General features: G+C 39.5%; 22 protein-coding genes. 16 read left to right on the top strand and 6 right to left on the bottom strand.

Going from position 1 to position 22,002, the window contains the following annotated elements:
• Positions 1–3: 3 nt before the first annotated feature.
• The gene (locus tag MWU82_RS05355; RefSeq protein WP_247095505.1) at positions 4–1,170 is read left to right on the top strand and encodes a proline dehydrogenase family protein; all 1,167 of its coding nucleotides are present in this window, start codon (positions 4–6) and stop codon (positions 1,168–1,170) included.
• On the opposite strand, the gene MWU82_RS05350 is transcribed toward MWU82_RS05355, so the two are convergent.
• From MWU82_RS05350 to MWU82_RS05325, 6 genes are all read right to left on the bottom strand, one after another.
• A complete protein-coding gene (locus MWU82_RS05350; protein WP_215948259.1) occupies positions 1,167–1,547 on the bottom strand; it encodes a DUF4258 domain-containing protein in 381 nt (126 codons plus the stop codon). The two genes, MWU82_RS05355 and MWU82_RS05350, sit on opposite strands and share 4 nt — an antisense overlap.
• A gap of 3 nt (positions 1,548–1,550) precedes the next feature.
• Positions 1,551–2,750 carry an alanine dehydrogenase gene (locus MWU82_RS05345; RefSeq protein WP_247095504.1) on the bottom strand — a complete coding sequence of 400 codons (1,200 nt, stop codon included), beginning with the start codon at positions 2,748–2,750 and terminating at the stop codon, positions 1,551–1,553.
• Between the two features lie 57 nt (positions 2,751–2,807).
• Entirely contained in the window at positions 2,808–3,365 is a 558-nt protein-coding gene (locus MWU82_RS05340) for a hypothetical protein (RefSeq protein WP_215948257.1), read from the bottom strand.
• Positions 3,366–3,457: 92 nt separating this feature from the next.
• Positions 3,458–3,646: a hypothetical protein gene (locus MWU82_RS05335; protein WP_247095503.1), complete on the bottom strand. Its 189-nt coding sequence runs from the start codon at positions 3,644–3,646 to the stop codon at positions 3,458–3,460.
• A gap of 210 nt (positions 3,647–3,856) precedes the next feature.
• Positions 3,857–4,267: a tRNA (adenosine(37)-N6)-threonylcarbamoyltransferase complex ATPase subunit type 1 TsaE gene (gene tsaE, locus MWU82_RS05330; protein ID WP_215948255.1), complete on the bottom strand. Its 411-nt coding sequence runs from the start codon at positions 4,265–4,267 to the stop codon at positions 3,857–3,859.
• Between the two features lie 84 nt (positions 4,268–4,351).
• Positions 4,352–5,896, bottom strand: coding sequence for a PglZ domain-containing protein (locus MWU82_RS05325; RefSeq protein ID WP_247095502.1), 1,545 nt, complete (start codon positions 5,894–5,896; stop codon positions 4,352–4,354).
• Positions 5,897–5,933: 37 nt separating this feature from the next.
• Here MWU82_RS05325 and MWU82_RS05320 point away from each other — a divergent pair, with 37 nt between their 5' ends.
• The 15 genes from MWU82_RS05320 to hisB all read left to right on the top strand — a co-directional run bounded on the left by MWU82_RS05320 (position 5,934) and on the right by hisB (position 21,960).
• Positions 5,934–7,163 (top strand): HD domain-containing protein, encoded by a 1,230-nt coding sequence (locus MWU82_RS05320; protein ID WP_247095501.1) that lies wholly within the window; start codon positions 5,934–5,936, stop codon positions 7,161–7,163.
• A gap of 23 nt (positions 7,164–7,186) precedes the next feature.
• On the top strand, positions 7,187–8,203 hold the full coding sequence (gene lpxD / locus MWU82_RS05315; RefSeq protein ID WP_215948252.1) for a UDP-3-O-(3-hydroxymyristoyl)glucosamine N-acyltransferase: 1,017 nt from the start codon (positions 7,187–7,189) through the stop codon (positions 8,201–8,203).
• A gap of 2 nt (positions 8,204–8,205) precedes the next feature.
• The gene (locus tag MWU82_RS05310) at positions 8,206–9,606 is read left to right on the top strand and encodes a bifunctional UDP-3-O-[3-hydroxymyristoyl] N-acetylglucosamine deacetylase/3-hydroxyacyl-ACP dehydratase (RefSeq protein WP_247095500.1); all 1,401 of its coding nucleotides are present in this window, start codon (positions 8,206–8,208) and stop codon (positions 9,604–9,606) included.
• A 5-nt stretch (positions 9,607–9,611) separates the two neighbouring features.
• On the top strand, positions 9,612–10,397 hold the full coding sequence (gene lpxA / locus MWU82_RS05305) for an acyl-ACP--UDP-N-acetylglucosamine O-acyltransferase (protein WP_093979885.1): 786 nt from the start codon (positions 9,612–9,614) through the stop codon (positions 10,395–10,397).
• A 6-nt stretch (positions 10,398–10,403) separates the two neighbouring features.
• A complete protein-coding gene (gene efp / locus MWU82_RS05300; protein ID WP_215948250.1) occupies positions 10,404–10,970 on the top strand; it encodes an elongation factor P in 567 nt (188 codons plus the stop codon).
• Between the two features lie 49 nt (positions 10,971–11,019).
• Entirely contained in the window at positions 11,020–11,952 is a 933-nt protein-coding gene (locus MWU82_RS05295) for a UDP-3-O-(3-hydroxymyristoyl)glucosamine N-acyltransferase (RefSeq protein ID WP_215948249.1), read from the top strand.
• 73 nt (positions 11,953–12,025) lie between these two features.
• Positions 12,026–12,898: a succinate--CoA ligase subunit alpha gene (gene sucD / locus MWU82_RS05290; RefSeq protein ID WP_031444162.1), complete on the top strand. Its 873-nt coding sequence runs from the start codon at positions 12,026–12,028 to the stop codon at positions 12,896–12,898.
• Between the two features lie 187 nt (positions 12,899–13,085).
• Positions 13,086–13,835, top strand: a complete 750-nt coding sequence (gene fabG, locus MWU82_RS05285; protein ID WP_215948248.1) for a 3-oxoacyl-[acyl-carrier-protein] reductase — start codon at positions 13,086–13,088, stop codon at positions 13,833–13,835.
• Positions 13,836–13,961: 126 nt separating this feature from the next.
• Positions 13,962–15,998, top strand: coding sequence for a VWA domain-containing protein (locus MWU82_RS05280; protein ID WP_247095499.1), 2,037 nt, complete (start codon positions 13,962–13,964; stop codon positions 15,996–15,998).
• 12 nt (positions 15,999–16,010) lie between these two features.
• A complete protein-coding gene (locus MWU82_RS05275) occupies positions 16,011–16,826 on the top strand; it encodes a prohibitin family protein (RefSeq protein WP_215948247.1) in 816 nt (271 codons plus the stop codon).
• A gap of 241 nt (positions 16,827–17,067) precedes the next feature.
• Positions 17,068–17,925, top strand: a complete 858-nt coding sequence (gene hisG / locus MWU82_RS05270) for an ATP phosphoribosyltransferase (RefSeq protein WP_215948246.1) — start codon at positions 17,068–17,070, stop codon at positions 17,923–17,925.
• Positions 17,926–17,974: 49 nt separating this feature from the next.
• The gene (locus tag MWU82_RS05265; RefSeq protein WP_247095498.1) at positions 17,975–18,364 is read left to right on the top strand and encodes a GNAT family N-acetyltransferase; all 390 of its coding nucleotides are present in this window, start codon (positions 17,975–17,977) and stop codon (positions 18,362–18,364) included.
• Positions 18,365–18,366: 2 nt separating this feature from the next.
• Positions 18,367–19,650, top strand: coding sequence for a histidinol dehydrogenase (gene hisD, locus MWU82_RS05260; protein ID WP_247095497.1), 1,284 nt, complete (start codon positions 18,367–18,369; stop codon positions 19,648–19,650).
• 68 nt (positions 19,651–19,718) lie between these two features.
• Positions 19,719–20,777, top strand: a complete 1,059-nt coding sequence (gene hisC / locus MWU82_RS05255; protein WP_215948243.1) for a histidinol-phosphate transaminase — start codon at positions 19,719–19,721, stop codon at positions 20,775–20,777.
• Between the two features lie 4 nt (positions 20,778–20,781).
• On the top strand, positions 20,782–21,960 hold the full coding sequence (gene hisB / locus MWU82_RS05250) for a bifunctional histidinol-phosphatase/imidazoleglycerol-phosphate dehydratase HisB (protein ID WP_247095496.1): 1,179 nt from the start codon (positions 20,782–20,784) through the stop codon (positions 21,958–21,960).
• Positions 21,961–22,002: the final 42 nt, after the last annotated feature.

Below are 22,002 nucleotides of genomic sequence, written 5' to 3'. Positions count from 1 at the left end.
GGAATGAAGGAAATTTTTGAGGATACGGCAACGGCATTTGCACTTAAAACCGACTCAGAACTAGAAAGAGCATATTTTTTATTCAAACTCATCGCAAACGAACCCCTGGTTAAAATAGGTACTGCTGTAACCAACTTTGCCATAAAGGCACACTTGCCTGTTGAAAAACTTATCCGGGCCAGTGTTTTTGATCATTTCTGTGGCGGGGTAAACGAGGAAGAGTGTTTAGTGGTAGCCGATAAAATGTTTGAAAAGGGGGTAAGCACTATTTTGGATTATTCTGTGGAGGGGCAAGAAGTAGAGAACCAGCTGGATTCCTGTTATGAAAAAGCCTTGAGAACCTTGGATTTTGTTAAAGAAAATGCCGCAATACCTTTCATTGTCTTTAAACCTACCGGTTTTGGACGTTTTAAACTTTATCAAAAGATAACGGAAGGCCAGAGCCTTAACCAAGAGGAAAAAGCAGAATGGCAACGCGTGGTAAATAGGTACGACAAGGTCTGCAAAAAAGCTCATGACTTGGAAGTTTCTATTTTGATAGATGGTGAGGAAAGTTGGATGCAGGGAGCAGCGGATGAACTGGTCGAAGCCATGATGCGGAAATACAACCAAAAGAAGGCCATTGTTTTCAACACCCTACAAACCTATAGATGGGACCGGCTGGACTACCTAAAAAGACTCCATAAGGACGCCATAAAAAACAATTATTTTATAGGGATGAAAGTAGTCCGTGGAGCCTATATGGAAAAAGAAAACGACAGGGCCGAGGAAAAAGGGTATCCATCCCCGATCTGCGCATCCAAAAAGGCCACCGATGAAAATTTCGACAATGTAGTAGCTTATATGGTGGATAATTTGGACACCATGTCCCTGTTCGCAGGAACCCACAATGAAATAAGTAGTTACCGTTTAATGGAACAAATGGAAGCCGGAGATATTAAGCACAACGACCCGAGAATTTGGTTTGGACAACTTTATGGCATGAGTGACCATATATCCTTTAATCTGGCAAAAGAAGGATATAATGTAGCCAAATACCTCCCATTTGGACCGGTCAAGGACGTTATGCCCTATTTAATTAGACGGGCCGAAGAAAACACCTCTGTAGCGGGTCAAACCAGCCGGGAACTCACCTTATTGAAAAAAGAACGGAAGCGAAGAAAAATTTAAAAAGCAACACTCTCTATGACGGCCTTTTCTGAACAGTTTTTCACTTTCAAGATCGCCGTTCTATCTTTTAACATACCTTCAATATAATAAGTTTTACACGGCTTGGTCTTGGTTTCGCTTGCACCAAAGTCCACTTCTCCATTATATAAAAAACCGTTTATATCGGTACTGTCCAATTCCCTTTCTTGCATTAGTTGAACAATGGCGTCCGAATAGGAAATTTGCTTGGATCTGATATCCTTTAGCGTCCTACAATTAGGGAAATAGCAGAATTCAGTACCCGTTTCCTGTGATTTTTTCTTTAGAAAAATCGTCAAAAAAACCAAGCCAATAGATAATCCAAAAAGAAAGAAGCCCAAACGCTTTAAAAATGCCATAAATTAAAAAATAAGAAAATTAATATCGCTGTATGAGAGGTCGAACCACTCGCCAACAGATTTATTGGTCAGTATACCATGATACAGATATAGACCGTTGCGCAGCCCCTTATCAAATCGCAAGGCATTTTCAAAACCGCCATCTTCCCCAATCTTTAGTAAATAAGGAGTAAAAATATTACTAATGGAAATGGAAGCTGTTTTTGGATATCTTGAAGGAATATTGGGCACTCCATAATGCAATACCCCATTTTTAACCTTTATAGGTTTGTCATGGGTGGTAACCTCACTAGATTCAAAACATCCGCCCATATCAATACTCACGTCGATAATTACCGCCCCTTTCTTCATTTGCTCCATCATGGTAGTACTTACTACAACGGGCGATCTGTCTTTTCCCCGGGTTGCACCAATAGCCACATCGCAACGCTTTAATGCCTTCAATAAATTTTTAGGCTGAATGGTAGAGGTGTAAACGGTCTGCCTTAAATTGGTCTGAATACTCCGCAATTTTGTAATGGAATTATCAAAAACCTTTACATTGGCCCCTAGTCCTATAGCCGATCTTGCAGCAAATTCTCCCACAGTGCCCGCCCCTATGATCACAACCTCCACTGGGGGAACACCACTTATATTTCCAAACATAAGGCCATTGCCTTTGTTGGTGGCCGCCATAATTTCAGAGGCTATCAATACCGAAGATATCCCCGCTATTTCACTCAGGGAGCGAACCGCTGGATATTTACCATCGTCGTCCCTAATATATTCGAAGGCAATAGCAGTTATCCTCTTTTTGGCCAGTTCCTCAAAATACTTCTTACTTTGGGTCTTGATCTGAAGAGCCGAAATGATGGTAGATTGTGGATTGATAAACTGGATCTCCTGCAAGGTAGCAGGCTCTACCTTCAAAATTATGGGACAGGCAAAAACTTTCTTGGTATCCCTGGTTATTTCGCCCCCGGCATTGGTGTAATCCACATCGGAATAATTGGCACCATCACCAGCTCCGGATTCAATTAAAATCCTGTGTCCATTGGCCGTAATTGCATTTACGGCGTCAGGTGTTAGACAAATTCTCTTTTCCTGATATTGATTTTCCTTTGGAATCCCAATAAAAAGCTCTCCTTTTTGTCTTAGGATTTCCAAAGTTTCTTCTTGGGGCAGTAATTGCTGCTTGCTAAACGGTGAGGAATGTTGGCTCATATAATGTAAATCTGTCAGATATATACCGATATGTATCGAAACTATCTAAAATCAAAATTACAATAATTTTTCTTTTGCCATTTCGTCTTTTTGAAGACGCTCCTTTTCTTTAAGCTCTTTTTCCTTATATGCCTTTAATTCCCGGTCCATTGCCTCCAAATCAATGCCAAGAACATGCTTGTCAAACAATTTTAAGCGAATAAAATAAACAAAGGGTATTATCACTATCATGATGGGCAACAACCAAAATATCTCGACTTCATCTATAAACCGATCCTCATAAATTAAGGAAACAGCTTGAAAGATGTACATGGCAATTGGAATTAACAACACGTGATACCACCAATGTTTACAGGTAAAAAACCATAAGACCAGGAGCAATAGGGGTACAAATTTGGCCATAAACAGCCACATCACGGTAATAATACTTAGCTGATATTTACTTTCATAAGTATAAAAATAAAGGTTCAATGTACTACCGGAAGGGAAGAATTTATAAGAATAAAATATTAAGGGGGTCAAGGCAATAATAACCGCTACAATACTGCCAATTAGAAGACTTCTCGACTTCTTTGTTTTGTTGCTTTGGTCGAGTTTGCGGAACGGTTTGAACATTTTGGTCAAGTGGGAAATTGTTTTACTCCTATTATAACAAAAAAAATGGGCTTCTAGTATATAAAAGCCCATCTAAATATGAAAAGTTTGTGTTAACCGTTTTTAGGCACTTTTACCTTTAAAATGTCTATGCCATTTGCCGGTACCTTAATTTTTAAAATGTCGATATTTTGCTCATATAATGAATCGTCTTCAGCAGTACTGTTAGGGGTACAGGAGAAACTCATTAATGAAATAAATGCCGCAAAAGCAAAGCCTAGGGTAACTTTTTTAATGTTCATGGTTTTTAATTTTTAAGTTCGATAAAGGGTTTATAGTAAAAACAAAAATATAAAAAAAAACCACATAACATGCATTACATCGGTGAAATCATGCATTTTGTCGAGACACAGAAACTTGCCCCTTCGTCCTAATTTTCAGGAGGGCCAACGGAATTATGGAATTTGCCCTGGCTAAATTTCTTGAATTTTAAAAATTAAACTAAATAGCAACTATATAATTGAAAGTTGCCGGGTTTTTTCATCCAGAATTTCAATTCTAATTTCGGTTCTAGTAGGTGGAAGTAATCCTTCTATTTTTTCTGGCCATTCCATAAAAATCCATGTATCGCTGCTAAGGTATTCTTCTAGACCAAGATCCCAAGCTTCCGATTCATCGTTCAAACGGTAAAAATCAAAATGATACCCCAACAGCTCCCCATTTTCCCTGTGATATTCGTTTACAATACCAAAAGTTGGACTGCTTGTAGAGCCACTACCTTCCAACTCTTTCACCAAGGCTTTTATTAGGGTAGTCTTTCCGGCCCCCATCTCCCCATAAAAGCAGAGCGTTTTTGAAGGAACTTTGGCAATCAACTGTTGGGCCACATCGGATATTTGGGAAATGTTATAGGAAATAGTCATTTTAAAATATTAAAATATGCGCAAGTTAAATCCTATTCCCCATTTATTAAAATAGAAGTTCTATTTGAGCCACAGAAACTGTGATCACCTGGGTTCCAAAACTACAAAGGGAATTATCATTTCCTCCATTGACACCCCTCCATGCTGATAGGTATTGCGGTAATAACTAACATAATGGTTATAGTTATTGGGATAAGCAAAGAACAGATCGTTTTTGGCAAATATGTACGAACTACTAACATTTATATTGGGCAAAAATATTTTTTTTGGATCTTTTGCTTCCAATACATCCTTTTCTTCATAGGTTAGGCTCCGTCCTGTTTTGTAGCGCAGGTTAAGACTCGTTTCCTTATCACCGATTACCTTGGATGGCTGTTTAACATTTATGGTGCCGTGGTCCGTAGTAATGATCAATTTTAATCCCAACCCTTGTGCTTGCTGTATAATTTCCAGTAAGGGAGAGTTTTTAAACCAACTCTGTGTTAGGGAACGGTAAGCTTTATCATTGGCGGCCAATTCCTTAACAACATCCATTTCCGTTTTGGAATGCGAGAGCATATCCACAAAGTTGTAAACTATAACCGTAAGGTCGTTGTCCTTCTGGGACCTAAAATTTTGGGATAGGTGTTTCCCTTGTTTCAAGCTGCTTATTTTATGGTAATCCCACTTCAATTCCAGCCCCAACCGCTTTAACTGTGCTTCTAGGAACTCCGCTTCAAAAAGATTCTTGCCCCCTTCCTCTGTATCATTTCTCCACCATTGCGGATATTTTTTCTCCATATCCAATGGCGTAAGCCCTGAAAAAATTGCATTCCTTGCATATTGGGTGGCCGTAGGCAAAATACTGAAATAGGGTACTTCCTTGCGTTTCCTATAGAAAGAATTTAAGGTGTCTTCAAAAGCCAACCACTGATCATATCGCAAATTGTCTATAACCACCAATAATGTTTTATTATCCTTCAATTCTGGTTTAACCAATTGTCCAAAGAGGGTATGGGACATAATGGGACCGTCCTTATCAGTAAACCAACTGGGATAATTTTTTTCCACAAATTTTCCAAACTGTTGGTTTGCCTCCGTTTTTTGGGACTCCAATATTTCGAACATTCCGGAGTCCTCTATTTCCTCCAATCGTAATTCCCAGGAAATAAGTTTTTTATATAGTTCCGCCCACTCCTCATAGCTATTTACCATAGCCAGTTCCATAGCAATTTTCCGGAATTCCTGCTGATAGTTGGCAGTGGTCTTTTCCGAGACCAGGCGCGAATGGTCCAGATTCTTTTTTAGGGACAATAGAATTTGATTAGGATTTACCGGCTTAATCAAATAATCCGCTATTTTGGAACCAATTGCCTCTTCCATAATCAATTCCTCCTCACTTTTGGTAATCATAACCACCGGAAGCGAATTATTTATCACCTTTATTTCGTTCAAAGTTTCCAAGCCGGAAATGCCGGGCATGTTTTCATCCAAAAAAACAATATCTACATGTGTTTCCTTCAATTCATCCAACGCCTCGCGACCGCTTAGACATGTAATTACTTTATAATTCTTGCCCTCTAAAAATAAGATGTGCGGTTTTAATAAATCTATTTCATCATCTACCCAAAGTATTGTTATCTTGTTCATTTAGTCCTTATATTTGCCTGCGTAAAGAATTCTTGTTTTGATAAAATCAAATAAGCTCAAAATTTTCAATGATCCAATTTACGGATTTATCGGAATACCCAATGCACTAATCTTTAATCTAATTGCTGAACCCTATTTTCAGCGGTTAAGGAGAATCTCCCAAATGGGGTTATCCTATCTAGTTTATCCAGGTGCCCACCATACCCGTTTCCACCATGCTTTAGGAAGTATGCACTTAATGCAGCAGGCCATTCAGGTTCTGCGCTTTAAGTCCATCGAAATTTCAAAAGAAGAAGAGGACGGACTTTTGTGCGCCATATTATTGCATGATATTGGACACGGACCTTTTTCGCATGCCATGGAGCACAGTATTGTGGACGGGGTTAACCATGAACACATATCCTTATTGTTCATGGAGGCCCTCAATGAAAAATACAAAGGAAAATTACGCACGGCCATTGACATTTTTAAAGGACAATATCCCAAGAAATTTTTAAACCAGTTGGTCTCCAGTCAGCTGGATATGGACAGGATGGATTATTTAAAAAGGGATAGTTTCTACACTGGCGTGGCGGAAGGAAATATAAATTCCGAAAGGCTCCTTACCATGTTGAATGTTGTACATGGCGAATTGGTGATAGAGGAGAAGGGGATATATTCGGTTGAAAAGTTCCTGATGGCAAGACGCTTTATGTATTGGCAGGTTTATTTGCACAAAACCGGATTGGTAGCAGAACAGCTTTTAATAAAAATATTACAAAGGGCAAAGGAATTGTTGGCCCAGGGCAAAAATGTTCAATTTAACGGTGCCCTAAAGTTTTTCATGGAAAACAAAATTCCAAAAGAAGAATTTTCACAGGATAAATTGGATTTGTTTGCCCAATTGGATGATGTAGATATTTTGTGGGCCATTAAAGGCTGGCAAGATCATGACGATTTTGTATTATCAAAACTATGTAAGATGATCATTAATCGTAAGTTATTACACGTAAAACTGAAAAACAAGCCTATTAATGAAGCTAAACTGAACAAACACTTTTTAAGCTTCAAAAACGAACATCAATTAACTGATGAAGAAACGGCATATTTTGTATTTTCCGGGGAAATAAAAAACCAGGCCTATAACTCCAAAAGTCAGAATATAAACATTCTGCGCAGTAATGGTAGGATTACGGATGTAGCCAAGGCCTCCGATCAACAATATTTAAAAACACTGTCCAAGACCGTTACCAAATATTATATGTGCTATCCTAAAGTTTCCGTTTAACTATTTTTCTTACTTTTGTCCACATGATATTTACAGCAAGCCAAATCGCGGGTATATTGGAAGGGGATGTAGAGGGCAATCCAGAGATAGCTGTACATAAATTAGCGAAAATAGAAGAAGGTGAAAAAGGAGCACTTACGTTTCTGGCCAACCCAAAATACACTTCGTTCATTTATACTACAAAAGCGTCTGTAACCATTGTAAACAGGGACTTTGTTCCGGATCATCATTTAGAAACCACCTTGATAAAAGTGGATGATGCCTACAAGTCTTTTTCCAAACTTTTGGAATATTACAATCAGGTTAAAAATAACAAAATAGGCATTGAGGAACCTGTTTTTAGAGCGGATACCGCTACCCACGGCAAGGATTTTTATTTAGGGGCTTTTTCCTATTTGGGCAATAACGTGAAGATAGGGGACAATGTAAAAATATATCCCAATGTATATATAGGCGACAATGTTTCCATAGGCAATAATGTGGTCATCTTTGCAGGGGCCAAAATATATTCCGAAACCCTGATCGGTAACAATTGTGTAGTCCATAGCGGAGTTGTTTTGGGAGCCGATGGCTTTGGATTTGCACCCACCGAAAATGGTGAATATATAACTGTTCCCCAGACAGGCAACGTTATTCTGGAGGACAATGTAGATATAGGGGCGGGTACTACCATTGATCGTGCCACCTTGGGCTCTACCATTCTGAGAAAAGGTGTAAAATTGGACAATCAAATTCAGATAGCCCACAATGTAGAAATTGGGGAACATACCGTAATCGCCGCACAGACCGGGATAGCCGGATCCACTAAAATTGGAAAATACTGCAAAATAGGGGGGCAAGTAGGTATTGTTGGTCATATTATAATAGGCGATAGGGTAAAAATACAGGCACAGTCCGGTATTGGAAGAAATGTTAAGGATGATGAAATATTGCAGGGCTCCCCGGCATTAAATTATGGGGACTATAATAAGTCGTATGTACATTTTAAAAATCTGCCCAAAATAGTAAATAGATTAGAACACATTGAAAAAAAGGATTGACGGTGAGTAATACAACTACAAAACAACGGACAATTGCAAAGGAAATTACACTCAAGGGTGTAGGATTGCACACAGGGGAAAATGTAACATTGAAGTTTGTTCCTGCCCCTGAAAATTTTGGTTATGCTTTTAAGCGTGTGGATCTGGAAGGTGAACCCATCATAGAAGCTGACGCCAATTATGTAGTAAATACCCAACGTGGTACCAATCTGGAGAAACGTGGGGTAAAGATTCAAACTTCGGAACATGTTTTGGCCGCCCTGGTAGGCTTGGAAATAGACAATGTCCTAATAGAGTTGAATGCCCCTGAACCTCCAATAATGGATGGGTCTTCCAAGTTTTTTGTAGAAGCACTTGAAGAGGCAGGAATCGTTGAGCAGAATGCCTTGCGGGATGAGTTTATAGTTAAGGACGTTATATCTTACAAAGATGAGGAAACCGGTAGTGAAATCACTATTATCCCATCGGATACCTACCAGGTTACTACCATGGTAGATTTTGGCACAAAAGTACTTGGCACCCAAAATGCCACTTTAGAGAATTTAAGCGATTTTAAATCGGAAATAGCGGACGCCAGAACTTTTAGTTTTTTACACGAACTTGAAATGTTGTTGGAACACGGCCTTATAAAAGGTGGCGATTTAAATAACGCCATTGTTTATGTGGATAAAGAGATTTCCGATTCCACTATGAAAAAGCTGGAAAAAGCTTTTAACAAGAAAAAATTATCGGTAAAGCCCAACGGGATATTGGACAACTTAACGCTGCACCAACCCAATGAAGCTGCCAGACATAAGTTACTTGATGTTATTGGTGATCTTGCCTTGACCGGAACAAGGATCAGAGGGAAAGTAATTGCCAATAAGCCTGGACATTTTGTGAATACACAGTTCGCCAAAAAATTGTCCAAAATCATTAAAATGGAAAAGAGAAACCATGTGCCGCAATATGATTTAAACAAACCACCTTTGATGGATATCCATCAAATTATGGACATGTTGCCGCACAGACCTCCTTTTCTGCTTATAGACAGAATATTGGAACTTTCCGACCAACATGTGGTAGGAATGAAGAATGTGACCATGAACGAACCATTTTTTGTGGGTCACTTCCCCGGCGCTCCTGTAATGCCAGGGGTACTTCAGGTTGAAGCGATGGCGCAAACTGGGGGTATATTGGTTCTGAGTACCGTTCCGGATCCCGAAAATTATCTTACACTTTTCATGAAAATTGATAATGTGAAGTTTAAGCAAAAGGTACTTCCGGGAGATACACTAATTTTCCACTGTAGTTTAATTACACCTATTAGAAGAGGTATATGTCACATGCAGGCCTATGCCTATGCCAATAGTAAATTGGTTTGCGAAGCTGAAATGATGGCTCAAATAGTTAAAAAGAAATAAGAAGGATGAATCAACCACTGGCTTACATTCACCCTGGAGCTAAAATTTCCAAAAATGTTGTAGTAGAACCGTTTACAACTATTCACAATAATGTAGTAATTGGGGATGGTACCTGGATAGGTTCCAATGTTACCATAATGGAAGGGGCACGTATTGGGAAAAACTGCAATATTTTTCCTGGTGCCGTCATATCTGCACCACCGCAGGATCTAAAATATGAAGGGGAAGACACCACCGTCATAATAGGCAACAACACCACTATAAGGGAATGTGCCACCATACACAAAGGCACATCGGATAGGATGAAAACGGTTATTGGGGACAATTGTCTAATAATGGCTTATTGCCATGTTGCGCACGATTGTCTGGTTGGCAATAATTGTATTTTCTCCAACAATTCCACCTTGGCCGGACATGTTACCATTGGTGACAATGTAATATTGGCCGGATTGGTAGCCGTACATCAATTTGTATCCATTGGTCGCCACGCCTTTGTAACGGGCGGTTCCCTGGTAAGGAAAGATGTACCTCCATTTGTAAAAGCGGCACGGGAACCCTTATCATACGTAGGTATTAATTCCGTAGGATTGAGAAGAAGAAACTTTGATTCCGATAAAATCCGGGAGATACAGAATATTTATCGAATACTATATCAAAAGAATTATAATAATACCCAGGCTGTTCAAATTATTGAAGCAGAAATGGAGGCTACTCCGGAAAGGGATGAAATTTTACAATTTATAAGGGATTCCCAAAGAGGAATCATGAAAGGTTATTTCAGTACTAATTAGAATTTTATGGCATCAACATCAGATATTAGAAAAGGATTGTGCATTAGGTACAACAACGACATTTACAAAATAATTGAATTTCTTCATGTAAAACCGGGGAAGGGTCCTGCTTTTGTACGGACCAAACTTAAAAGTGTAAGTACTGGAAAAGTGTTGGACAACACATTTTCCGGAGGTGCAAAAATTGAAGATGTGCGAGTGGAAACCCGCTCCTATCAGTTTTTATATGCAGAAGGGGAAAACTACCACTTTATGAATACGGACGACTATAACCAAATTACGCTTCAAGAAAGCTCTTTGGATGCGCCTAATTTATTGAAGGAAGGCGAAGTAGTAACCATTCTTTTCAACACAGAGGACAGTATGCCACTATCAGTAGACATGCCTGCCAGCGTTATTTTGGAAGTTACATATGCCGAACCTGGAGTTAAAGGCAATACGGCTACCAATGCAACCAAACCTGCCAAGGTTGAAACAGGAGCTACTGTAAATGTTCCTTTGTTTATAAATGAAGGCGATAAAATAAAAATTGATACGGAAAAAGGCGCTTATATGGAGCGTGTTAAGGAATAATACAGTTTACACCAAACTTTTTGCTGCTTAATGGCATAAGAACCTTTTTATGAAATTTCCATCTCCTTATACGCTTAACCAGATTGCGACCATAATCAATGCTGACTATGTGGGCCATGACGATTTTCCTGTTTTGGGCATGAACGAAATCCATGTCGTGGAGAAAGGTGATATCGTTTTTGTGGATCATCCTAAATACTACGACAAGGCCCTAAACTGTGCAGCTTCCATTGTTTTAATCAATAAAAAAGTGGACTGTCCTGAAGGGAAGGCATTATTGATCTCAGACGACCCTTTTAGGGATTTTAATATCCTCACCCTTTTCTTTAAGCCTTTTATTAAGGCCCAAAACAACATTTCGAGCACTGCCAAGATAGGTAAGGATACTATTATACAACCCAATTGCTTTATTGGGAACAATGTAGTAATAGGGGATAACTGCCTTATCCATTCCAACGTATCCATTTACGACAATTGTGTAATAGGAAGCAATGTTACTATTCATTCAGGATCGGTATTGGGCTCGGACGCCTTTTATTACAAAAAAAGACCGGAAGGATATGATAAATTGATCTCGGGCGGAAGGGTCGTTATAGAGGACAAGGTGGACATAGGTGCACTTTGTACTATAGACAAGGGTGTTACAGGCGACACAACTATAAAAAAAGGAACAAAGTTGGACAACCAAGTACATGTAGGTCATGATACGGTAATTGGGGAGAAATGCCTAATAGCATCCCAAACCGGTATTGCTGGATGCGTAATCATCGAAGATGAAGTTACCTTATGGGGGCAGGTTGGCGTAACAAGTGCCGCTACCATTGGAAAAAAAGCAATAGTTAGTGCACAATCGGGAGTTTCAAAATCTCTGGAAGGGGGGAAAAATTATTTTGGTAGCCCGGCGGAAGAAATGAGGGAAAAATTAAAGCAGCTGGCCTTTGTCAAACAAATCCCTTTTATATTAAAAAAATTAGAAAAATAAATATGCAGGAGAATAGTTTAGAATTCCTTTTCAAAACTTTATTTTTGCAAGAATCAATTAAACCAAATATATAATGAGCGTTTTAGTAAATAAAGATTCCAAAATTATTGTTCAAGGTTTTACAGGTAGCGAAGGTACTTTTCATGCCGAACAGATGATCGAATACGGCACCAATGTGGTTGGTGGGGTAACACCAGGCAAAGGTGGACAAGAGCATTTGGGAAAACCTGTGTTCAATACAGTTGAAGAAGCCGTTCAAAAAGTTGGGGCCGATACCACCATCATTTTTGTGCCACCAGCTTTTGCTGCAGATGCAATCATGGAAGCTGCTAGCGCTGGAATTAAAGTTATAATTACAATTACAGAAGGAATTCCCGTTGCCGATATGGTGAAGGTATATGACTATATTAAACATATGGACTGCAGATTGGTAGGTCCAAACTGTCCTGGAGTAATTACCCCAGGGGAAGCCAAAGTGGGTATTATGCCAGGCTTCGTCTTTAAAAAGGGAACTGTAGGAATTGTTTCCAAATCAGGAACTTTAACCTATGAAGCCGCCGATCAAGTAGTACGCCAGGGTCTAGGAATTACAACTGCCATAGGAATTGGCGGGGATCCAATAATTGGCACTACTACAAAGGAAGCGGTAGAGTTATTGATCAATGATCCAGAAACCACCTGTGTGGTTATGATCGGTGAAATAGGCGGACAACTGGAAGCTGATGCAGCTCAATGGTACAAGGCTAGCGGAAGCAAGAAACCAATCGTTGGATTTATAGCTGGTGAAACAGCTCCTGCAGGAAGAACTATGGGACACGCAGGTGCAATAGTTGGAGGTAGTGATGATACGGCCCAGGCCAAAAAAAGAATTATGAGGGAATGTGGAATCCATGTTGTTGATTCCCCTGCCGAAATTGGTTTAAAAGTAAAACAAGTATTGGGATAACCCCCATTCAATAAATTTAATTCCGTTTATACTGTGCCGATTAGCTCGGAATTTTTCAGGATAAGCGGGATTTTTTTTGTCTGGAATTACCAGGGCGTAAAAATTTTATACCAGCATTTAGGGTAAAAATTTTAAAACAGCTAAAACATAACTTATATTTGATTATCAACTAAGAAACTAAAGACAGATGAAGTTACTAGAAGGAAAAAATGCAATAATCACCGGAGCAAGCAGGGGAATTGGAACTGGAATAGCGCAAGTTTTTGCTAAGCACGGTGCCAATGTTGCCTTTACATATAGTTCCAGTGAAGCCCCGGCTTTGGCCTTGGAAAAAGAGTTGAGTGCCTATGGTGTAAAAGCCAAGGCATATAAGAGCAATGCCGCCAGTTTTGCGGATTCAGAAAAATTGGTATCACAAGTATTGGAAGATTTTGGGGGTGTAATCGATATTCTGATCAACAATGCCGGTATTACTAAGGACAATCTATTGATGAGGATGGGTGAAGATGATTTCGATTCTGTTATAGAAATAAATTTAAAATCGGTTTTTAATATGACAAAGGCCGTACAGCGAACCATGCTAAAACAAAGAAAAGGCTCTATAATAAATATGAGTAGTGTAGTAGGGGTGAAGGGTAACGCGGGCCAGGCAAATTATGCGGCTTCCAAAGCCGGAATGATCGGATTTACCAAATCCATTGCCTTGGAACTTGGTTCCAGGAACATAAGATGTAACGCTATTGCACCAGGCTTCATTGAAACAGAAATGACAGATAAGTTGGATGCCAAGGTTGTGCAGGGATGGCGCGATGGTATTCCGTTAAAAAGAGGAGGCCAACCAGAAGATGTTGCCAATGCCTGTCTGTTTTTAGCTTCGGACCTCTCGGCTTATATTACAGGACAAGTTATAAATGTGGATGGAGGAATGCTCACCTAGGTTTAATTTTCAACCTGACAGGCCTTGAACTAGCTGTAGAAATACTTTTTCCCGGTTACGGCTTGTCGCCGTGCTGACCAAGCTCATCAAGTATCCAGCACACAGCAATAATTCCAACGACCATAAATGATACAATTACAAACAGTACTTTTAATATTGCTTGCGGCCATAGTGGCACTGGCACTGGTACTGTTTCAATATTACTACAAAAGTAAAAGGAAGGGAAAACTACAGGTAATCCTTTCCTTTTTACGTTTTTCGGCCATATTCGGAACTATTTTACTCTTTATAAATCCAAAATTTACCAAGAACGAATACAGCCTGGAAAAGCCCAATTTGGTGCTACTTGCAGACAATTCATCCTCAATGACGTCAGAGGATAAGACCCAAGTAATCTCCGACCTTTCTTCATTAAAGAATAATGTGGGATCATTATCCGAAAATTTCAACATACTCAATTACAGATTTGGAGCGGATTTATCCAATTCCGATAGCCTTAGTCTCACAGAAAAAAGCACCAATATTTCCAAGGCCTTGGCTAGTTTAAACGAAATATTCACTGGTACCAATACCGCAGTAGTGCTATTTTCCGATGGCAATCAGACCATAGGAGAAGATTATGAATTTTATGGCAAGCGACAAAAATTTCCTATTTATCCTGTTGTTTTGGGGGATACCACAAAATATGAAGATATAGCAATAAGCCAAATAAATGCCAATAGATATGCCTTTTTAAAGAACAAATTCCCCTTGGAAGTTTTTATTTCTTATGACGGCAAGGAAAAGGTCTCTTCGGAGTTACAAGTTTTTATGGATGACAAATTGGAATACAAGGAAAAAGTTTCGTTTTCAAATGTTTCCAACACTAAGATTGTCAACACACAGATAGAGGCCAATTCGGTAGGGATGAAAAATATTAAGGTGGCCGTAACCCCATTGCCAAATGAAAAAAATAAGGTGAACAATGAAAAATTATTGGCCTTGGAAGTATTGGACGAAAAAACAAATGTGGCCATCATTTCCACTGTCCAACACCCGGATATTGGCGCTCTTAAGAAAGCCATTGAGAGCAACGAGCAAAGGTTGGTCTCCATTTATAGACCTGACACCGATTTAAGCAAATTGCAGGAGGTTGACGTTTATATACTCTATCAGCCCGATGCCTCTTTTGATAAGGTTTACAAACAAATCCAATTGCGAAATTCCAACTCTTTTACCGTATTGGGCACGTATACCGACCTAAATTTTGTAAACAAAATTCAAAACAACTTCCATATAGAAACAGGCTATCCAGTGCAAGAATTATTTGCAAGCCAGAATGCCACATTTTCAAAGTTTGATATTTCGGATTTCTCCCTGGAAGGTTTTCCGCCCCTTGTATCGGACGCAGGGCCGGTGAATATTTTGGGCAGGGGAGAACCCTTGCTAAAAGTCCGCATCAAAGGGGTGGATATGGACCAACCCTTATTGACCACTGCAGAAGAGGATACGGCAAAACATGCCATATTGGTAGGGGAAAACATATGGAAATGGAGGGTTCAAAATTACCGGAACGATCAAACATTTAAGAGTTTTGATGCATTTCTCGGAAAACTGATTCTTTACCTTTCTACCTCCAAAGGTAAAAATAGATTTGTATTGGATTATAGTTCCATTTACAATAACAGTAGTGAAACAAAAATAAAGGCTAATTATTTTGATGAGGCTTTTGCTTTTGATTCCAATGCATCCATCAACATAAAAGTGGAGAATAAATCCACCAATACCTCATTAGAAATTCCAATGTTATTAAAGGATGGTTACTATGAGGCAGACCTAAGCAACTTACCCCCGGGAAAATATGATTTTGTTGCTACTGTAACCAAAGAGAACCTAAGTAGGTCAGGTAGCTTTTCCATATTGGATTTTGATGCCGAAAAACAATTCTCTTCCAGCAATTACAGTAAACTGAATCGTCTGGCAAACAATACAGCGGGAAAACTTTACTTTCCGGATCAAATGGACTCTTTGGTAATGGCATTGGAAACCGATTCTAAGTTTGTCCCTGTTCAAAAAAGCAAACAAATTGTCGTACCTTTAATCGATTTTAAATTTCTTTTAGGATTTATCATTGCGGCCTTATCGCTGGAATGGTTTATCAGGAAGTATAACGGATTAACTTAATAAATATAATAAATGGACAAATTACCAAAAATTGCATTACCGGCCATATTCGGCTTAATAGTTCTTGTAATATTAATTTCAAAATCGGCTGTTACCATTGGTTCAGGGGAAGCCGGAGTGCTATACAAAACTTTTGGTGGAGGAGTGGTCACCGATGAGGCACCACTGGGAGAGGGATTCCAAATAGTAGCGCCATGGAACAAGGTATTTATATATGAGGTGAGGCAACAAGAGCTTATGGAAAAAATGCAGGTATTATCGTCCAACGGTCTTGAAATTAAATTGGAAGCTTCGGCCTGGTTTGAGCCAAAAAGAGAATTTTTAGGAAAATTGCACCAAGAAAAAGGCACTGAGTATGTACAACGTGTATTATTGCCGACTATCAGATCAGCAGCGAGAAGCGTTGTTGGAAGATATACCCCGGAACAGCTCTATTCCAGCAAAAGGGATGCCATTCAACAGGAGATTTTTGAAGAAACCCAGAAAATTGTTGACGGCCAATACATTCAGCTCAATGAAATTTTGGTTAGAGACGTAACCCTGCCAGCTACTATTAAGGAGGCCATTGAGCGTAAACTTAAACAGGAACAAGAATCCCTTGAGTATGAATTTAGATTGGTAACCGCACAAAAAGAAGCTGAAAAGGTGCGTATTGAGGCGCAGGGTAAAGCAGATGCCAATACCATATTAAGTGCTTCCTTAACCGACAAAATATTACAGGACAAGGGTATTGATGCGACTATTAAATTATCGGAATCTACCAATGCCAAGGTAATCGTTATTGGAAGTGGGGAATCAGGAATGCCAATTATACTAGGGAATCAATAATAATTTAACAATTTTAAAATAAATTGTTCCGTATAAATTTTCCAAGGTTGAAAAATAGTTTTAATTTTGCCTTATCATGAAAAACAACAGGACACATCATCATCATTTCTTCACTTGCAATCAAGCGAGCTAGGAATGTATTGTTGTATCTAAACTATATTCTAACCCGTTTGAGCAATCAAACGGGTTTTGTATTTAACAACCTGTTAGATTTGTTCAGGCCAAAAACAAAATACCAAAAATGAAAAAAATTAGAATTGCGATCCAAAAAAGCGGCCGATTAAACGAAGACTCACTTCAAATATTAAAGGACTGTGGTATTTCCATAGACAATGGAAAAGACCAACTTAAGGCTTCTTCCAGAAATTTTCCTTTAGAGGTTTTCTATCTTAGAAATGGGGATATTCCCCAATATCTTAGGGATGGGGTCGTAGATATCGCCATTATTGGCGAAAATGTCCTCATAGAAAAAGGTGAGGATATCTCCATCGCCGAGAAACTTGGTTTTTCCAAATGCAAAGTCTCCCTGGCGGTCCCAAAATCGGTCAAGTACAAATCGGTGACCGATTTTGAAGGTAAAAGGATTGCCACTTCCTATCCCAATACCGTAAAGAATTATTTGGATAGCAAAGGGGTAAAAGCGGATCTTCACATTATAAACGGTTCTGTAGAAATTGCTCCAAATATTGGTTTGGCAGATGCCATTTGCGATATTGTTTCCAGTGGTAGTACGCTGTTCAAAAACAATTTAAAGGAAGTTGAGGTAATGTTGACCAGTGAAGCCGTACTGGCCGTTTCTCCACAAATTTCCCAAGAACGGACAGTCTTGTTGGAGGACTTAAGGTTCAGGATACAATCCGTATTACGTGCCAGACAGTCCAAGTATGTTCTTTTAAACGCACCAAACGAAAAGTTAAACGATATTATCGCATTATTACCGGGCATGAGGAGTCCAACCGTACTTCCTTTAGCAGAAGAAGGATGGAGTTCCGTACATACCGTAATCAATAAGGATAAGTTCTGGGAGGTAATCCAAGAGCTAAAAAAAGCAGGAGCAGAAGGAATATTGGTTTGCCCTATTGAAAAAATGGTGTTGTAATAGTGCTATGGCTACTGATTTTCAAATAGGGTTCATCCCAAAGGAGAATATGAATGAAATTTTACCTTTGGTACAAATGCTCAACAACTATAAAGTACCTGTAGAAACCCTTAAAAAAAGATTGCAGGATATGCTCATGGATGGATATCAATGTTTGGGAGCTTATGATAAAGAAGTATTGATCGGCATTTGTGGGGTATGGATTTTAAATAAGTTATACGTAGGTAAACATCTGGAACCGGACAATGTATTTGTATTGCCAGAATATAGAAGTTCTGGAGTCGGGAAATTAATGTTGGATCAGGTTTTAAATTATGCGTTGGAAATTGGATGCAATACCGCTGAGATCAACTGCTATATAAATAATGAGAAAGGTGTTCGGTTTTGGAACAAACAAGGTTATAAGGCTATAGGTTACCACATGCAAAAAGTATTATAGTAATGAACAAAATATACAATCCGGAAAGAACACAATGGAAGACCGTTTTAAAACGGCCTACACAATCTGTCTCCGACATCGAGGATATTGTCAATTCTGTCTTCAGGGAAATAAAGGCCGGTGGGGATGCCGTGGTAAGTAGCTACACCAAAAAATTTGACGGGGTGCTCTTACAGGACACTTTGGTACCTTCTATGGAGATAGAGGAATCCAACAAATTGATTTCCAATGATTTAAAATTAGCTATTCAACAAGCTAAAAACAATATTGAAAAATTTCACAAGGCACAAAAAACTGAAAGAATTACAGTAGAGACTGCAGATGGTGTAATGTGCTGGCAAGAAAAAAGGCCCATTCAGAAGGTAGGCTTATATATTCCAGGGGGTACTGCCCCTTTATTTTCTACCATTTTAATGTTGGCCATTCCTGCCAATATTGCCGGATGCAAAGAAATTATTCTATGTACACCTCCCAACAAGGAAGGGAAAGTACATCCAGCTATTTTATATGCTGCCAACCTATGTGGCGTTACCAAAATATTCAAGGTGGGCGGCATCCAAGCCATTGCCAGCATGACTTTTGGGACGGAAACCATTCCTCCTGTATACAAGATATTTGGACCGGGTAACCAATTTGTTACCGTTGCCAAACAGATTGCCACTAAATACGGAATCGCCATAGATATGCCAGCCGGTCCCAGTGAACTTTTGGTCATGGCCGATGATACCGCCAATGCCGCATTTGTGGCCTCCGATCTATTGAGTCAGGCCGAACACGGTGTGGACAGTCAGGTCATTTTGGTGTCCACTTCAAAAACCCTAATAGATGCGGTAGAAGCGGAGGTTGCCAAGCAAATTAAGGACCTGCCCAGAAAAGAAATAGCCGTAAAGGCCATCGCCAATAGTAAGTTGATCTTCGTGGAAGACCAACAGACAGCTGTAGATCTAATAAATGAATACGGGCCGGAACATTACATTTTATGTGTTCAAAACGAGGAGTTTTATTTAGGACAAACCTATAATGCCGGTTCTGTTTTTATTGGGAATTACACTCCGGAAAGTGCGGGGGATTACGCATCGGGAACCAATCACACCCTACCTACCAACGGATATGCCAAGCAGTATAGCGGGGTAAACTTGGATAGTTTTATGAAGAGCATGACCTTTCAGAAAATATCTGAAAAAGGGATTCAGGAAATTGGCAAGACCATTGAGTTAATGGCCGAAGCCGAAGGGTTACAGGCTCACAAAAATGCAGTAACGCTTAGATTGGACAGTTTAAAATAAGGGGACCCATGTATTGAGGTAAATCACCTTAATGCTAGCGTAGCCAAATGGCGAAAAGCACAAAAAGAATGAAAACGAAAATATTCAATATCAACAATATAGTACGGGAAAACGTAAAGGGATTGAGCCCCTATTCTTCTGCAAGGGACGAATATGTTTCGGACGGCTCCAAGATGGTATTTTTGGATGCCAATGAAAATCCTTTTGAAACTGGGGTAAATAGATATCCCGATCCGCACCAAAGACGTTTAAAAGAGGTATTGGCAGAAAGAAAAGGAGTTTCTTCCCAACAACTTCTATTGGGCAACGGTAGCGATGAAGTACTGGATTTAATTTTTAGGGCCTTTTGTGAACCCAAAGAGGACAACATTATAAGCCTACCTCCAACCTATGGCATGTACAAGGTACTTGCAGGTATTAACAACGTGGAGAATAGGGAGGTTCTTTTGACACAGGATTTTGAACCCAATGTGCCCAAAATACTTAGTATAGCCGACGACAGAAGTAAATTATTATTTCTGTGTTCCCCAAACAATCCAACAGGGAATAGTTTTTCCAATAGCAGCGTAAGGGAGTTGTTGGACAATTTTAATGGATTGGTAGTCGTGGATGAGGCCTATATCGACTTTTCAAGTGAGAAGAGCTGGATTACGGAATTGGCCAACTATCCCAATCTGGTAGTTACCCAAACTTTGTCCAAAGCCTATGGAATGGCCGGAATACGCTTGGGAACATGTTACGCTTCAGAAGAAATTATCTCAGTATTGAATAAAATTAAACCTCCGTACAACGTAAATGAATTAACCCAGCAAAGAGCACTGGAAAGGGTTTTGGACACAAATGCGGTTAATTTGGAGGTTTCGGATATTTTAACGGAACGGGAGGCTCTTGTTAATGTATTAAGCCAAGTAGATTTCGTGGAAAAAATATACCCTTCCGACGCTAATTTTGTGTTGGCCAAAGTGGATGATGCTACCAAAAGATATAATCAACTACTAAAAAAAGGTATTGTTGTCCGCAACAGAACAACCCAACCCCTTTGCGAAAACACCTTACGGTTCACTGTAGGGACCAAGGAGGAAAATGAGACATTGATAAGTGCATTGCAGAATATAACAACCATATAATACTATGAGTCCGGATACAAATACAAATTCCCCACAAGGGAAGCAAAAGGCGAAAAAAGTGCTCTTTATAGATAGGGACGGAACCATCATTAAAGAAACAGTAGATGAGCAGATAGACTCCTTTGAAAAGATGGTGTTTTACCCCAAAGCCTTTACTTATTTGGGTAAAATAGCCAAGGAATTGGATTATGAATTGGTGATGATTACCAATCAGGATGGATTGGGAACCGATATTTTTCCAGAGCATACCTTTTGGCCGGTACATAATTGTATACTAAAATCCTTCGAAAATGAGGGTGTTGTTTTTGATAAGGTATTTCTGGATCGGACATTTCCCCACGAAAATGCCAATACCCGAAAACCGGGAACCGGATTGCTTACCGAATATTTCTCCGAAGCCTACGATCTAGCCAATTCCTTTGTAATAGGGGATCGCTTGACCGATGTGGAACTGGCCAAGAATTTAGGGGCCAAAGGAATCTTCATCAATGACAATACTAATTTGGGGACTGGGGAAATATCCGTTAAAAGGGAGGAATTGGATAATTTCATAGCCCTGGAAAGCAATGATTGGGAAAAAATTTACGAATTTTTAAAACTGAAAGACCGGGTATCAGAAATAACGCGGAAAACCAATGAAACCGATATTTTTATAAAACTCAATTTGGACGGTACCGGCAAAAGTGATATCAGTACCGGATTGGACTTCTTTGATCATATGTTGGATCAATTGGCGCGTCATGGCCAAATGGATCTGGAAATCAAGGTTAAGGGAGATCTGGAAGTAGATGAACACCATACTATTGAAGATACTGCCATAGCGCTGGGAGAGGTTTTCCATAAAGCCCTGGGCAATAAATTGGGCATAGAGCGATATGGTTTCTGTTTGCCCATGGATGACTGTTTGGCACAGGCAGCCATAGATTTCGGTGGACGAAACTGGCTGGTGTGGGAAACAGAATTTAAAAGGGAGATGATAGGCAAAATGCCTACGGAAATGTTTTATCATTTCTTTAAATCGTTTACAGATGGGGCTAAGGCCAACCTTAATATCAAGGCCGAAGGCAAGAACGAACACCATAAGATCGAGGCGATTTTCAAAGCATTTGCCAAAGCCATTAAGATGGCTGTGAAACGCGATGTAGAAAAAATGGTGCTACCGAGTACCAAAGGAGTATTATAAAATTCGATTACCTCAGGGCAAGCCTACCTTAAAGTAATGGGC

The organism is Arenibacter sp. S6351L (assembly GCF_023016025.1).
In the GTDB taxonomy this organism is placed as follows: Bacteria; Bacteroidota; Bacteroidia; order Flavobacteriales; family Flavobacteriaceae; genus Arenibacter; species Arenibacter algicola_B.
Note: the sequence above shows the minus strand (reverse complement) of the source record. Positions and strands in the feature narration are given on the sequence as shown.